Origin of the sequence: Streptacidiphilus sp. PB12-B1b (genome assembly GCF_014084125.1) — a bacterium.
Classification (GTDB): domain Bacteria; phylum Actinomycetota; class Actinomycetes; order Streptomycetales; family Streptomycetaceae; genus Streptacidiphilus.
This window is the reverse complement of record NZ_CP048405.1, coordinates 5598504-5612250: the sequence shown is the minus strand read 5'-3', so window position 1 is coordinate 5612250 and position 13747 is coordinate 5598504. Positions and strand designations below refer to the sequence as shown.

12 protein-coding genes are annotated in these 13747 nt (G+C 71.2%); 8 read left to right on the top strand and 4 right to left on the bottom strand.

What is annotated here, in order from left to right; translation table 11 throughout:
* Positions 1-32: 32 nt before the first annotated feature.
* Entirely contained in the window at positions 33-743 is a 711-nt protein-coding gene (locus tag GXW83_RS24290; RefSeq protein ID WP_182445178.1) for a TetR/AcrR family transcriptional regulator, read from the bottom strand.
* Positions 744-907: 164 nt separating this feature from the next.
* Here GXW83_RS24290 and GXW83_RS24285 point away from each other — a divergent pair, with 164 nt between their 5' ends.
* Entirely contained in the window at positions 908-1903 is a 996-nt protein-coding gene (locus GXW83_RS24285; protein WP_182445177.1) for a 4,5-dihydroxyphthalate decarboxylase, read from the top strand.
* Positions 1904-1919: 16 nt separating this feature from the next.
* Here the strand turns inward: GXW83_RS24285 and GXW83_RS24280 are convergent, their stop codons facing one another.
* Complete coding sequence (locus GXW83_RS24280) at positions 1920-2933, bottom strand: GlxA family transcriptional regulator (RefSeq protein ID WP_182445176.1); 1014 nt, start codon at positions 2931-2933, stop codon at positions 1920-1922.
* Positions 2934-3049: 116 nt separating this feature from the next.
* On the opposite strand from GXW83_RS24280, the gene GXW83_RS24275 reads away from it, so the two are divergent.
* Positions 3050-3349 (top strand): putative quinol monooxygenase, encoded by a 300-nt coding sequence (locus GXW83_RS24275; protein WP_182445175.1) that lies wholly within the window; start codon positions 3050-3052, stop codon positions 3347-3349.
* A 332-nt stretch (positions 3350-3681) separates the two neighbouring features.
* On the top strand, positions 3682-4593 hold the full coding sequence (locus tag GXW83_RS24270; RefSeq protein WP_182445174.1) for a glyoxalase: 912 nt from the start codon (positions 3682-3684) through the stop codon (positions 4591-4593).
* A gap of 150 nt (positions 4594-4743) precedes the next feature.
* On the opposite strand, the gene GXW83_RS24265 is transcribed toward GXW83_RS24270, so the two are convergent.
* On the bottom strand, positions 4744-6261 hold the full coding sequence (locus tag GXW83_RS24265) for a DUF11 domain-containing protein (protein ID WP_182445173.1): 1518 nt from the start codon (positions 6259-6261) through the stop codon (positions 4744-4746).
* A gap of 385 nt (positions 6262-6646) precedes the next feature.
* Here GXW83_RS24265 and GXW83_RS24260 point away from each other — a divergent pair, with 385 nt between their 5' ends.
* The 5 genes from GXW83_RS24260 to GXW83_RS24240 all read left to right on the top strand — a co-directional run bounded on the left by GXW83_RS24260 (position 6647) and on the right by GXW83_RS24240 (position 11462).
* Positions 6647-7591: an ABC transporter ATP-binding protein gene (locus GXW83_RS24260; protein ID WP_182445172.1), complete on the top strand. Its 945-nt coding sequence runs from the start codon at positions 6647-6649 to the stop codon at positions 7589-7591.
* Complete coding sequence (locus GXW83_RS24255; protein WP_182445171.1) at positions 7588-8424, top strand: ABC transporter permease; 837 nt, start codon at positions 7588-7590, stop codon at positions 8422-8424. The genes GXW83_RS24260 and GXW83_RS24255 overlap by 4 nt, the downstream gene beginning before the upstream one ends.
* Before the next feature lie 52 nt (positions 8425-8476).
* A complete protein-coding gene (locus GXW83_RS24250; RefSeq protein WP_225447219.1) occupies positions 8477-9823 on the top strand; it encodes a sensor histidine kinase in 1347 nt (448 codons plus the stop codon).
* A complete protein-coding gene (locus GXW83_RS24245; protein WP_182445170.1) occupies positions 9820-10503 on the top strand; it encodes a response regulator transcription factor in 684 nt (227 codons plus the stop codon). The genes GXW83_RS24250 and GXW83_RS24245 overlap by 4 nt, the downstream gene beginning before the upstream one ends.
* Before the next feature lie 134 nt (positions 10504-10637).
* Positions 10638-11462 carry a hypothetical protein gene (locus GXW83_RS24240; RefSeq protein ID WP_182445169.1) on the top strand — a complete coding sequence of 275 codons (825 nt, stop codon included), beginning with the start codon at positions 10638-10640 and terminating at the stop codon, positions 11460-11462.
* Positions 11463-11509: 47 nt separating this feature from the next.
* On the opposite strand, the gene GXW83_RS24235 is transcribed toward GXW83_RS24240, so the two are convergent.
* Complete coding sequence (locus tag GXW83_RS24235) at positions 11510-13546, bottom strand: hypothetical protein (RefSeq protein WP_182445168.1); 2037 nt, start codon at positions 13544-13546, stop codon at positions 11510-11512.
* Positions 13547-13747 lie beyond the last annotated feature (201 nt).

Here is a 13747-nt window from a genome sequence, read left to right as displayed (position 1 = left end):
CGTCGGCCCGGGCGCGGTGCGGTCCGTCACGGCTACGGCTGCCGCGGACTCTCCGCGCTCGACCCCGGCGGTACGGTCCTGACCGAGGTCCGAGTCGTGGTGCGGGGCGAGGGATGGAGGACGCCTGCGTCAGTCAGGACTGCCCGCACGTCGCGGGTGAATCCGTCGGTGTCGTCGAGCCCGAACGCGACGCGTTGCAGGACGAAGCCGTGCAGGAGGGCCATCACGACCCGGGTGCCCCGGTCGGGGTCGAGATCGGCCGGGACCGTGCCGACGGCCTGGCCGTGGCGGAGCACGTCGGCCATGCGTCGGCGGACCTGCTCGAAGCCGTCGGCGGCGCGTTGGCGCAGCCCGTCGTGCCGCAGCAGTTCCCCCCAGGCCTGGACGGCGCAGCGCAGGAGTTCGTCGACGGGCACAGGCTGTCCGGCCGCGTCGGTGGTCACCTCGCCGGCGACGCGGGCGACCGAGGCGGCGACGAGGTCGGCGACGGTGGGGGCCTCGGTGCCCTCGACCAGTCGTTCTACTGGCGCGAAGATCAAGCGGAAGGCGTCGCCGGCGATTTCCAGGATGATGTCCTCCTTGCCGGCGAAGTAGCGGTAGGAGGCCCCGACGGAGACCCCTGCCTCCTGGGCGATGTCCGGCATCGAGGTCTGGTGGAAGCCGTCGCGCGAGAAGCAGCGGCGCGCGGCGGCCACGATCTCGGCACGCTTCGCCTCACGTCGAGCCTCGGTGATCCGTGGCATCGCTCCCCTCTCCCTACCGTGCCAAGGCCAACAAAATGAACGTCCATTCGCGTTGACCTGCCGTTCACTCCAGGCTAGCTTAATAGTGAACGATCATTCGCGGAAGTCGTGCGGTGTCACGTGTGCCCGCATCGCTTCCACCAAGGCACCGAAGGTGGGAAAGCATGCCCGACCTCGACCTGACCATCGGCACCTACCTGTACGAGCACACCGCGGCATTGATCGACGGGACCGTGGCCATCGAAGGGGTGGACGCGACCTTCGAGACTGCACCTCTGATATCCGACACCTTCCGGCGCATGGTGCAGGGCGACTTCGACGTCGCGGAGCTGGGGCTGACGTACTTCCTTCGCACGTTCGACCTGGACGACGCACCGTTCCTGGCGCTGCCGATCTTCCCCAACCGGAACTTCCGGCACTCGGCGCTCTTCGTCAACACCGCCGCCGGCATCGAGAAGCCGCAGGACCTGGCCGGCCGCACCATCGGAGAGTTCGCCCTCTTCGGCCACGACCCGGGCGTGTGGATGAAGGGCATCCTCGCCGAGGACTACGGCGTCAGCCCGGACCAGTGCCGCTGGGTCATCGGCGGTACCGACCACCCGATCCCCTCCTTCGACTGGATCCCCCAGCCCGTGCCCGCAGGCGTGGACATCCGCCACGCGGCCGACGGCCAGACCCTGGGGGCCATGCTCGAAGCCGGCGCAATCGATGCACTCCTGTCGGTTGACGTCCCCCGGGCGTTCCTCGACGGCTCCCGGAGGATCACGCGCCTGTTCCCCGACTACGAGCCGGTGGAGCGCGCGTACTACCGACGTACCGGCATCTTCCCGATGATGCACCTGGTCGCGATCCGCAAGGAACTCGCGCAGCGCCCCGGCCTGGTCCAGGCGATCTATCGGGCCTTCGCGCAGGCCAAGGACGTCACTGCGCAGAAGTACCGCGCGGGTGCCGCGAAGCAGCACATGGCCGTCATGACCCCCTGGTTCAGTGAACTCTTCGCCGAGAACCGCAACCTGCTCGGAGAGGACTGGTGGCCCTACGGCCTGGCGGCGAACCGCAAGGCGGTCGACACCTTCCTGCGCTACCACCACGAGCAGGGACTCTCGAAGCATCTCCTGACCAGCCAGGACATCTTCGTGCCAGGACTGCTGGACTCCTGACAGGTCGGGCTGCGCGTCAGCCTGCGACACCGGTGGTGCGTCCGGTGCTGCCGGCCCCGGAGGCGCTGTCCCCGCCGCGGCGGTGGTGTCCGGCGGTGGTACCGGTGCGTTCGCGCAGCAGAATGCGCAGGGTGTTGGCGTTCTCGTAGCCGACGCGTCGGGAGATGGCCTCGATCGAGTGGTTGGTACTGCGCAGCAGGTGGGTGGCCTGCTCGATGCGCAGGTCCTGAACGAAGCGGACCGGCGAGGTGCCCAGGACAGCCCGGGTGGTGCGCTGCAGGGTGCGTTCGCTGATGCCGAGGGCCCCGGCGGCGTCCTTGACACTGAGCGGCTCGTGCAGGTGCTCGCGCGCCCAGCGCTCGAACGCGGCGACGGTCGGATCGCTGGCCGCCAGGGTACCGGTCATGGTGTGGGCGGCCTGGGAGGGGCGTTCGTCGATCACCAGGTAATTGCCGACCAGATCGCTCAGGGCGGGGCTGCGGCGGCGCACGATGCTCAGCGCCAGGTCGACGTGGCCGAAGGCCGCTCCGGCGGTGGTGACACCCTCGCAGCTGGTGACCATCCGGCTCTGATCGAGTGCCACCTGCGGATAGCGGCTCCGGAACAGCGGGGAGAGCCACCAGGTGGTGGTGGCCCGCAGACCGTTCAGGATTCCCGCTTCGGCGAACAGGAACGTTCCCGCACAGGCGGAGGCGACCTGTGTGCCCTTGGCCCGGGCGTCGACGAGCAGTTCCCGCGCGGGGGCCGCAGCGGGCCCGGACACGTAGCCCACCAGCGCCTCGGGGCGCCGCTCGGCCACTGCAGGCACCAGCAGCAGATCGCACTGCGCGGCCCGGTCGACCGGAGCGGCTTCGACCGCGTGACCCGCGCCGGTGCGCACGGTGCTGCTGAAGCCGACCATGGTGACCTGCCAGGCGGGCGGCGGCTGGGGCACCTGCTCCCGCAGCTCGTTGGCCCACTGCAGGACGTCCAGGACCGAGGCCAGCCCCGAGTCGAAGACCCCGTCAAGAACGAGCACAGCTATCCGCATGGCGGGAACGGTATCGGATGTGCCGGGTGCGCCACTGCTCCGGGGCGCGGGCCTGGCCGTAGGTTCGTGGTTACCGGCAGGACGCCGGTAACCACGAACCGAGGATGGAGCGCGAAATGTCGAAGATCGGTCTGCTGGCCCGCATCGAGGCCAAGCCCGAGTTCGCCGACCAGGTGGAGGCCCTGCTGCGGGGAGCACTGGAGCTGGCCCGAGCGGAGGACCTCACCCTGACCTGGTTCGCCTTCAAGGAGAGCCCCACCGTGTTCGGGATCTTCGACACCTTCGAGGACGAGGAGGGTCGCACCGCACACCTCAACGGCAAGATCGCCGCAGCGCTGATGGAGATCGCCCCCACCATGCTCGCGGTCGCCCCCGACATCCGCACCGTCGACCTGCTGGCGGCCAAACTGCCCTGAGCGCGGCGGCGCCGCAGGGAGCGGGCCACGCAGGTGCGTGGCCCGCTCCCCGCACGTGCGCCTACGGGCTGACCGGCCACCAGGGCGACGGGCAGCGTGCCGCGGGGTCCTCGATGCCCGATGCCTTCCCAGAAGAAACGGCCGGCCCCGCCGGCACGGCCTGGTCCTCTCGGCCCGCTGCTGGGCACTCGGCGCACACGCCGTGTGCACTGAGGGGCGACCGCCCTCACCCCGCCGACCCTACGGTGCAAGCTCCAGTCCACCCTTTCTCCGGAAGGAGGGAGTGGTGCGGGTCCCGCGTTCTACCGCCGGGCAGCCGCGCCGCGCACCCTATGAAGCGCACGCTCCTCCTCAACCTGATCATCCCGGTTGCCGCCGTCGCCGTGCTCGCAGTCCCGACAGCGTCCTCGGCACAGACCCCGGCCGCCCGTGCGCGGCTGGCGGTCGGCACGCAGTACGACTCCACCCACGTCTACGTGACCCCGGGATCAGTCAACGCCTTCGTCACCAGCTGGGAGGCGACCTTCGGCGGCACCAACACCAAGCAGGTGGTCACCGACGTCACCCCGACACCCAGCAGCACCGTCTCGGAGCTGGTGCTCTCCCCGGTCGGCACCCTGTCGGTCTTCGACTACCAGACCCCCGCCCCCTACCCGTTCGGCGCCGAACGGACCGGCTGGCTGGTCACCGACCTCGACCAGGGCGTCCGCGCCGCCGAGGCCGACGGCGCGGACCTGGTGGTCTCCCCCTTCGACGACCCCATCGGCAAGGACGCGGTGATCCAGTTCCCCGGCGGCATCGACGCCCAGCTGTACGTCCACAACACCCCACCGTCCTACGCCCCGCTGGCCAGCGTCCCGCAGAACCGCATCTACCTCTCACCGGACGCGGTCCACGCCTTCCTGCACACCTACCTCCGGTTCACCGACGGCCGCACCACCTCCGACAACCGGCACGCCGACGGCGCGCAAATCGGCCTGCCCGGCACCCAGTACCGCCGGATCACCATCAGCTCACCCTTCGGCGACACGGTGGTCACCGTCACCGACGGCCACCTGCCCTACCCCTTCGGCCGCGAGACCACCGGCTACTCGGTCACCGACCTCGACGCCACCATCGCCAAGGCCCAGACCGCCGGAGCGAAGGTGCTCTGGGGCCCCTACACCTCCAAGACCCTGGACAGCGCCATCCTCCAGTTCCCCGGCGGCTACACCGCCGAGATCCACGCCACACCGTCCCACTGACACCGCACGGCGGTGCGCCGAGCCGGGAGACAGCCACAGCCCGGTGCACCGCATCGCCCTCCTGCACGTGCACTGGGGCCTCCGCCGGATCGGTCCCGCGGCTGAAGCGATGCGCGGGACCCATCCGGTCCGGGTGCCGCCTGTGCGGCGTCAGGGGTTGGCGACCTCGACGGCGTACAGGCCGCGGAGCTCACCGTTGCCGGCGGCGGACTGGGAGGGGTAGAGGAGCTGGACGTCGACGGGCAGCGGGGTGCCGGGGTCGATGGTGTGGGAGCCCCCGCCGGGGGAGCCGATGACGACGATTCCCTCCAGGCCGTCCTTGATGACCCGGTACCACTGGGTCTGCTGGGGGTTGATGCGGGTGCGCTCGGGGACGTCGAAGGAGATCTCCCAGGCCGTCACACGGTGCTCGTTGGCCGCCAGCGTGAGGTTGTAGCTGACGAGCCAGCCCTTGGCGTCCTCGGGCCAGGTCTGGTCCCACTGGCCGGCGATCTTCTGGCCGACGGTGATCAGGGGCAGTTCGGCGGTGGTGGTGACCTGTCCGGACTGCTGGGCGGCGGTGTTGGCCCGGGTGGCCGAGGTGATGCGGCTGGTGGTGGTGAGGGTGCCTTCGTAGTGGGGGTCGACGGTGCCCCTCAGAGTGATCACCGCCTTGCTGCCCCTGGGCAGGCTGACCGGCTGTTCGAGGCCGCCGTCGGTGGATCCGGCGCCGCACACCGCGCCGTTCTCCCCGCGGCAGGTCACCTCCGTATCGACCAGTTGGGCAGGCACCTCGCCGCGCACGACGGCGTCGGGGGCGTCGTTGGGCCCCTGGTTCTGGACGCCGATGGTGTACGAGATCCGGTGGCCGGCCTTGGCGGTCAGCGGGCCGGTCATCTCCAGCGGCATGAGGACGGGCAGGGCGACGTTCAGGTTGCGGATGCGGTGGGCGGCGGTGGCCCCGCCGGTTCCGGCCGCGAACCCGAGCTTGAACGTCGCCGGCATCTGCGTCTGGCCGGGGCCGGCGGCGAGGTCGAGGTCCTGGATCAGCACGGTGCCGTCGGGGTCCGAGGTGCTGGAGCACCGCACGGTCAGGCGCCCGCCGATGATGGTCACCTGCAGGTGCGCGCCCGCCTGCCATCCGGCCCGGAAGCCGCCGGGCACCTCCGCGCCGGCCAGCCAGGCGAAGCCGGTGAGCAAGTCGCCGGAGCCACGAACGCCAAGGGTGTCCTGGCGTCGACCGGGACCGCCGGGGCCACTGGAGGGCGCGGCGAAGTTCCCGAAGTTGTCGAAGCCGACGCCGACGTAGCCGGCGCTGACACCAGGGAGGTTGACCGAGCCGTCCTTGATGTAGGAGTAGCCCAGTGCGCCGCCGCGGGCCCCGGGCTCGGTCGTGCGGCTCCCGTCGATCAGGTAGAGGCTGAACCCGTCGCCGAGGCCCTGGCCGCTGCCGCCCTCGCAGGAGTAGTCGAAGTCGATGCTCACCCCCAGCGAGGAGGAGAACGGCTGGTCGAGGAAGGCCGTGCCCGCCTTCGACTGGGTGTCCGGCGTCAGCTCCAGGGCGCCCTCGCTCAGCCGCGCGGTACCCAGGAGCCGCCAGTGCGGATTCTCGGGGGCTGCGCCGGTGAACGATTCGGTGATCGGGAACTGCACCGGCTGCTGCGCGGTGTCGGGCATCTGACCGGTCATGAAGGGCTCCTCTGCGCTGGCCTGGTACGTTCTCGCGGCCCGCACACGCGAACCGCGGGGACCGTGTGACGGCCCCCGCGCTGACCATGCCCACCCGACAGGGATAGTACGCACAGAAACTATACCCCGAAGTGATGACCCGTCACCCCCGGCTCCCATGCGGGCAGGGGCCGAAGGCACGCCGCCGCAATCCCCTGCCGCCCGGCCCGGCGAACCGCCCTCCCTGCCCCCTGAGCGTTCCGCCCCGCTCCCGGGTAGTACCGGAGTACCACTCCGGCGACCAAGATCGGCCCTCGGTACTACGGCTCGCCGGGTGCGGCGCTTCTAGCGTGGGGACGACGCCGCCGGGACGCTCCGACGGCCGGGACCGAGGGACGACATCCGAATGATCGTGGCGCAGCAGCTGACCAAGCGGTACGGCGAGAAGACGGCGGTGGACCGGCTGGACTTCACGGTCAAGCCGGGTACGGTGACCGGGTTCCTGGGGCCGAACGGCGCGGGAAAGTCCACCACGATGCGGATGATCGTCGGCCTGGACGCGCCGAGCAGCGGATCGGTCACCGTCAACGGCCGCCGCTACGCGGCGCACACCGCTCCGTTGCAGGAGGTCGGCGCACTGCTGGAGGCCAAGTCGATCCACCCCGGGCGCTCGGCGTTCAACCACCTCAACTCACTCGCGCTGACCCACGGCATCCCTCGCCGCCGGGTGGAGGAGGTCATCGAGCTGACCGGCCTGCAGTCGGTGGCGCGCCGCCGGGCCGGAGCGTTCTCGCTCGGCATGGGCCAGCGGCTGGGTATCGCGGCCGCGCTGCTGGGTGACCCGGCCACGGTCATGCTGGACGAGCCGGTCAACGGGCTGGATCCGGAGGGCGTGCTGTGGATCCGCAACCTGCTGACCGGTCTGGCGGCCGAGGGCCGCACGGTCTTCGTGTCCTCGCACCTGATGAGCGAGATGGCGCTGACCGCCGACCACCTGATCGTCGTCGGCCGGGGACGGCTGCTGGCCGACACCACCGTCAAGGACCTGATCCGGCAGTCCGGCGGTGACACCGTCAAGGTCGCCAGCTCCGACCCGGCCCGGCTGCGTGAGCTGCTGGCCGGTCCCGGTGTGGAGATCACCGGCCGGTCCGGCTCCGAGGAACTGGAGGTCACCGGCCTGGCCGCGCGCACGATCGGACTGAAGGCGGCAGAGCACAGCATCGCCCTGTTCGAGCTCAGCACCAAGGGCGTCTCGCTCGAGCAGGCCTTCATGGAGCTCACCCGCGACGACGTGGAGTACCACGGCAGCACCACCGTCCCGACCGCCGAGCTCGCAGGGAGCGCAGCATGAGCACCACCACGGTTCCTGAGGCCCCGGCTCGCGCCGAGCGCCCGGCCTACAAGGTCACCACCACCCGGGTGGTACGGGCGGAGTGGGCCAAGTTCTGGTCGCTGCGGTCCAGTTGGATCACGCTCGGTGTGGCCCTGGTCTTCATCCTCGCATTCGGTCTGATCCGGGACTGGCGCTACACGGTGATGATGAACGCCGGCCATGTGCACGATCCGGAGGTGCTGGGCGCGAACGCGGTCGGCCTTTCGCTGTTCGGGTTGAACTTCGGGCAACTCGCCGTGGGCGTGCTCGGCGTCCTGGTCACCGCCGGCGAGTACTCGACCGGGATGATCCGCTCGACGCTGGCGGCCGTGCCGCGCCGGCTGCCGGTGCTCTGGTCCAAGGCGCTGATCTTCGGCGTGGTCGCGTTCCTGCTGGGCGTCGTCGCCGCGTTCACGGCCTTCGGCATCGGTACCGGCATCCTCTCCGGGACCAGGGCCGCGCTCGGCTTCGGTGACGCCGGGGTGGTGCGGGCGCTGATCATGGCGGGGGCGTATCTGGCGCTGATCGGCATCTGCGGCGTCGCCCTGGGCTCGCTGCTGCGCTCGGTCGCGGGTGGAATCGCCGTGCTGCTGGGCACCCTGCTGCTGGTCCCCGGGCTGATGGAACTGCTGCCGACGAGCTGGCAGAACAACGTCAGCCAGTTCCTGCCGGACCACGCGGGCGACTCGATGTACGCGCTGCACCAGGATGTGCACACGCTTTCCGCCACCGCCGGGTTGCTGGTGCTCGCGGGCTGGACCGCCTTGGCGCTGGCGGGCGCGGCTTACCGGCTCAAGCGCAGCGACGCCTGAGCGACGGGCACGGGGCCCGGGGTCCTGCACGGCGGGCTGAGACGATGGGCGTATGGACGACGACGGGCGGGTGACTGTGATGACGGGCTTGAGCGCCGAGGAGGCGATCTGGAGCCATCCCCTGGTGGCCCGTCTGCTCCGGTTGTGCCGACGCCTCCAGCGGAGCGACCGGCTGCGGCCCTGGCTGGCGGACGCCTTCCTGGTGGTCGCCGTGCTGCTGGTCTTCGGCCTGCCGGACCTGCTGCAGCACGGCGACCACCAGCCGAGCGGCGACCGGGTCAACGCGCTGCCGCTGGGCCTGGCCGTCTCCGTGCAACTCGGACTGGCGCTGCCACTGCTGTGGCGGCGGCGCTACCCGGTCCCGGTCTTCGCCGTGGTGGCCGCCGTCTTCACCGCGCAGTGGAGCGCGGACGTGTGGCTGCACACCGATGTCACCCTCTTCCTGGCCCTGTACAGCGTGGTTCGGAACGGCCCGCTTCGCCGACTCCCCTGGGTCGGCGCGGCCACCGCGGCGGCGCTGGTGCCCGCGGTCGTACAGGTGTCGGTGGTGGTCTCGCCGCTGGTCGCGCTGTTCTTCCTGTGCAGCGCGGCCACGGCCGCCGCCGCGCTGGGCCTGGCCGTGCGGATCGGCACGGCCTACCTGGGCGCGCTGCGCGAGCGCGCCGCCCGGCTGGAGGTCGAGCGCGACCAGCGCAGCCGCTTGGCCGCAGCTGCCGAGCGCACCCGGGTCGCCCGCGAGATGCACGACATCATCGGCCACAACCTGGCCGTGATCATCGGGCTCGCCGACGGAGGCAGCTATGCCGCCGCCGCCTCGCCGCAGCGCGGCCAGGAGGCGCTGCGATTGATCGCCGGGACGGGTCGGCAGGCCCTTGACGAGTTGCGCCGGATGCTGGGCGTGCTACGCGAGGAGCCGTCCCGGATCGGGGAGCTCTCACCCCAGGGCCCGGAACTGAGCCCGCAGCCCGGGGTCGCCGACCTGGACGCGCTGTGCGCGCGGGTCCGCGCCGCCGGACCGACGGTCACCTACCGGACCGTCGGCGACCTGGACGCGCTCGATCGGAGCCATCAGCTGACGGTGTACCGGATCGCACAGGAGGCGCTCACCAACTCCCTCAAGCACGCGGGTACCGACACCAGGGCGCAGTTGACCGTCGCCGTGGCGGGAACCGGGGAAGCCCCGCAGGTCAGGATCCGGGTTGAGGACAGCGGCCGCCCCGACGACACGACCGGCCGTGTCGGAACGGAGCCCCGGAACAACGAGGGGCAGGGCATCGCCGGGATGCGGGAGCGGGCCGCCCTGTACGACGGGTGGGTGACCGCCGCCGGTCGCCCGGGCGGTGGCTGGGTGGTGGAGGCCGTGCTCAACCCGGCGCAGATGGCCGTAGCGGCGTCATGACCACCGTGCTCATCGTGGACGACCAGCCGTTGCAGCGCTTCGGGTTCCGCATGCTGTTGGAGAGCGCCGCGGGTACGCAGGTGCTCGGCGAGGCATGGAACGGCGCCGAAGCTGTACGCCAGACCGCGGCCCTGCGTCCGGACGTGGTGCTGATGGACGTGCGGATGCCCGGGATGGACGGTATCGAGGCCACCCGCCGGATCGTCGCCTCCGGCGGCCGGTCCCGGGTCCTGGTGCTGACCACCTTTGACGTGGATGACTACGCGTACGCGGCGCTGCGTGCCGGGGCCAGCGGGTTCCTGCTCAAGGACGCTCTGCCGGAGGAACTGCTGGCGGGCATCCGGGCCGTGGCCGCAGGGGATGCCGTGATCGCTCCCGGCCTCACCCGCAGGCTCCTCGACGCCTACGCCGACCGCCTCCCCGGCGCGCCGCGGCCGTCGGATCCGCAGACCCACCCCCGACTGCGGGCGCTGACCGAGCGGGAGTACGAGATCCTGCACGCCATCGGTCAGGGCTGGAGCAACGCCGAGATCGCCGAGCGCCTGGTGCTCTCGGAGAGCACGGTCAAGACTCATGTCGGCCGGGTGCTGGCGAAGATCGGGGCCCGTGACCGCATCCAGGCCGTGATCCTCGCCTACGACCTCGGCCTGGTCCGCCCGCTCCCGCCGGACGGGCGCTGAGCGATGCCTCTGCGCTGCTGCCGGGGTCCGTCACGGCCGGGAGTCGTGTCCGGTTCCTCGAAATGACCATCCAGCCAACCCCGGACCGCCGACGGCTCCGGGTACGACGCACGAACGAGGCGAGAGGGAAGTCCATGCGAGGTACCGCGAAGGCGGCAGGATCCGGTCGGGAGCCGCTGGCGGCGAAGGTGCCCGAGATCACCGCACTGTTCTGGGTGGTCAAGATCCTGACCACCGGGATGGGCGAGGCAACCTCGGACTTCCTGGCGAACGGCAACCCCGCCGTGGCCGGGATCGTGGGCGTGGGCGGGTTCTGCCTCGCGCTGTGGCTCCAGTTCCACGTGCGCCGCTATCACGCGGCCGTGTACTGGCTGGCCGCGGTGTCGGTGGCGGTCTTCGGCACCATGGCCGCCGACGGTGTGCACATCGCCCTGGGCATCCCCTACACCGGGACGGTGACGCTGTACGCCGTGCTGCTGGCCGCCGTGCTGGTCACCTGGTACCGCAGCGAGGGGACTCTGTCGATCCACAGCATCACCACCCGCCGCCGCGAGGTCTACTACTGGTGCACAGTGCTGGCGACATTCGCGCTGGGCACCGCGTTGGGCGACTTCAGTGCCACCACGCTGAACCTGGGTTTCCGGGACGCCGGGATCGCGTTCACGGTGCTGATCGCGGTGCCGCTGATCGCCTGGTGGAAGTTCCGGATGAACGCGATCCTGGCGTTCTGGTTCGCCTACGTGGTCACCCGGCCGCTCGGTGCCTCCTTCGCCGACTACCTCGGCAAGCCGAAGAACATCGGCGGACTCGACTTCGGTGACGGAACCGTGGCTGCGGTGGCATCCGTGCTGATCGTGGCCCTGGTGGCCTACGCGGTCGTCACCCGCAACGACGTCCAGCGCCCGAGCGCCCCCGATGCGGAGCACCTCACGCAGCAGGACCCGGCAGCCGTGCGCTGACGCGTGGGCGGCACCCGGGCCGGTCAGGCCCGGGTGCCGCCACGGGGTCACCTGCTCCAGTGCGGGTGCAGCGTGACGCTGAGGATGGTGCGGTAGTCCGCGGCGGAGGCCGCCGGGACGGTGTACAGCGCGGCCGGGTCGGTGCCGATGGTGGAGCCGGTCACCGGCAGCGGCTTCGGGGTGCCGTATCCCGCGAAGAGCAGGGTCAGCGTGCCGTTGCCGTTGGGCACCACGGTCGGGTCGTAGACGCGGCCCGAGTAGTAGCCGCTGACGCCGAGCGCGCCGCCGTCGGCGGCCTGCTGGGCGAGCGCGGAGAAGGTGTAGTCGGTGCCGAGCAGCTTCTGCGGTGCGCTCCAGTCCACCCCGTCCCGGGAGGAGGAGTAGAAGATCTGGTTGAAGGCGTCGCTGTCGCCGTCGGCGGCGTAGGCGCCGGACAGGAACAGGCCGTAGCTGCCGTCGGGATTCCGGATGACGGTGCCGCGCGAGCCGACCCAGCGCAGCTCGGTGCTGCTGCCGCTGGTCGGGTCGTTCAGGCCGGAGACCTGGCCGAGGTCGGTGAAGTGCAGGCCGTCGTAGGTGTAGGCGGCGCGGACCACGGAGTAGTCCTCGTTGTTGCCGAACAGCGACTTGGGCTTGTTCTTGCCCTCGCCGGTCAGCGCCAGGGTGGAGTAGGGCACGGTCGCCGCGCCCGGGGCACCGACATCGCTGCCCTTGGCCACGGCGCCGGCGCCGCCGGTGCAGCCGGTGAGGCTGGTGGCGGTCTCACCGGTGCAGGTGGTCTGCACGATGCCGGCCACGGTGCCGAGGCTGACCGTGATCGAGCCGTTGCTGAGCGGCAGCGCCGCGGTGGAGGCCACCGGCACGGTCGCGGCGGGCAGGGTCACCGCGGCGGTGGTGGTGGTCGGGATGTAGTAGTCGACGATCTTCTCGGTGTAGAGCACCGCGACACTGCCCTGGGGGGCGCCCGGGTAGTGCGCCAGGGTGCTGATGATGCCGTCCGGGGCGATCAGGCCCGAGGTCTGGTCGGCGGTCGCCGGGATCACCGGGTCGGCGGTGACCGCGTCACCGGCGGCGATGGTCACCCCGGCGGCGTCGCGGGTGGTGCAGCCGGTGAAGGCAGTGGCGGTGGCGGTGGCGTCGTTGCAGTCCACCACGTGGCCGTCCACGGTGAAGTGGCCCGGCTGCTCGAAGTTGTCGGTCGAACCGACGTCGACGGTCACCCCGGCGCCGGTGGGACCGGCCGGGACGGACACGGCAGCGGTGGCGGTGGTGCTGCCGCCCTCGCCGACCGGCTCGCCGGCGGGCAGCCCGGCCAGCGGGTCACCGTTCTTCGGGGTGAGCTTGTGGACGATCAGGTTGACGCCGAGCGCGTCGCCGAGCGGGCGGCTCAGCGTGTAGAGCACCTGGGCCGGGCGGCCGCTGTGGGCCTGGCCGCTACCGCCGAAACCGGGCACGGTCATCACGAAGGCGTGGCCCTGGCCGTCGTCGTCGGTGTTGCCGTCGGCGCACAGGCCGGGGTTCTGCTCCAGCGCCTCGCCGGTGTACTTCCAGGTCTTGCCGTGGTCGGTGGAGGTCGCCGAGACGACCGCCTCGTCGGTGTCCTTCGGCCGGTAGTCGAAGTAGCCGGTGAGCACCTTCCCGTTGTCGCTGCTGGTCACGAACGGGAAGTAGTACGGCTGCATGGCCAGCGAGGTGTTCTTCGGCTGGCGCAGCACGGTGCCGGTGGCCGGCCCGGTGCCGTTGCTGACCGAGCAGTAGCCGGTGAGCGGGCTGGGCGTGCCGGTGGTGCCGCTCTGCGCGGGGACGGCGCCGGTGCCGGAGGGGTTGACCGCCGCGTTGGGGTAGGTGACCCCGTCCACGGTGATGGTGGATCCGCCGACCGAGGCGTCGCCCTGGGACAGGGTCCACGGGCCACCGCTGATCTTGTCGACCACCGGGGTGCCGACGGTGTAGCTCAGGGTGCTGCGGCCGTGTCCTCGGTGCTGCGGCAGGGACGCGCCGAGCGCCGTGGAGGTGGCGGCCGCGACGGAGGCCAGCGCGACCACGCCGACCGCCGTTGCCGTCGCGATACGACGACGAGACATGGGGAGCCCTTCGATGGGAGAGGCAGAGGGAGGGATCGGCCCGGATCCTGCCCCACCCCGCCCCCTTGCGGGAGAGCCTGTCGCGCTTGTTCACCGACCGTTCCGCTGCCGCTACCCCTTCGTCGCCGGGATGTTCCGCCAGCCCGAGACGGAGGCCCTCGCGCCGGCGGACGAGGTCGGCGTGCTGGAGGGCGGCAACCG

Excerpts from the sequence above, each read along its gene's own strand:
- GXW83_RS24290 (WP_182445178.1), bottom strand. The coding sequence starts at position 743 with ATGCCACGGATCACCGAGGCTCGACGTGAGGCGAAGCGTGCCGAGATC.
- GXW83_RS24285 (WP_182445177.1), top strand. The coding sequence starts at position 908 with ATGCCCGACCTCGACCTGACCATCGGCACCTACCTGTACGAGCACACC.
- GXW83_RS24280 (WP_182445176.1), bottom strand. The coding sequence starts at position 2,933 with ATGCGGATAGCTGTGCTCGTTCTTGACGGGGTCTTCGACTCGGGGCTG.
- GXW83_RS24275 (WP_182445175.1), top strand. The coding sequence starts at position 3,050 with ATGTCGAAGATCGGTCTGCTGGCCCGCATCGAGGCCAAGCCCGAGTTC.
- GXW83_RS24270 (WP_182445174.1), top strand. The coding sequence starts at position 3,682 with ATGAAGCGCACGCTCCTCCTCAACCTGATCATCCCGGTTGCCGCCGTC.
- GXW83_RS24265 (WP_182445173.1), bottom strand. The coding sequence starts at position 6,261 with ATGACCGGTCAGATGCCCGACACCGCGCAGCAGCCGGTGCAGTTCCCG.
- GXW83_RS24260 (WP_182445172.1), top strand. The coding sequence starts at position 6,647 with ATGATCGTGGCGCAGCAGCTGACCAAGCGGTACGGCGAGAAGACGGCG.
- GXW83_RS24255 (WP_182445171.1), top strand. The coding sequence starts at position 7,588 with ATGAGCACCACCACGGTTCCTGAGGCCCCGGCTCGCGCCGAGCGCCCG.
- GXW83_RS24250 (WP_225447219.1), top strand. The coding sequence starts at position 8,477 with ATGGACGACGACGGGCGGGTGACTGTGATGACGGGCTTGAGCGCCGAG.
- GXW83_RS24245 (WP_182445170.1), top strand. The coding sequence starts at position 9,820 with ATGACCACCGTGCTCATCGTGGACGACCAGCCGTTGCAGCGCTTCGGG.
- GXW83_RS24240 (WP_182445169.1), top strand. The coding sequence starts at position 10,638 with ATGCGAGGTACCGCGAAGGCGGCAGGATCCGGTCGGGAGCCGCTGGCG.
- GXW83_RS24235 (WP_182445168.1), bottom strand. The coding sequence starts at position 13,546 with ATGTCTCGTCGTCGTATCGCGACGGCAACGGCGGTCGGCGTGGTCGCG.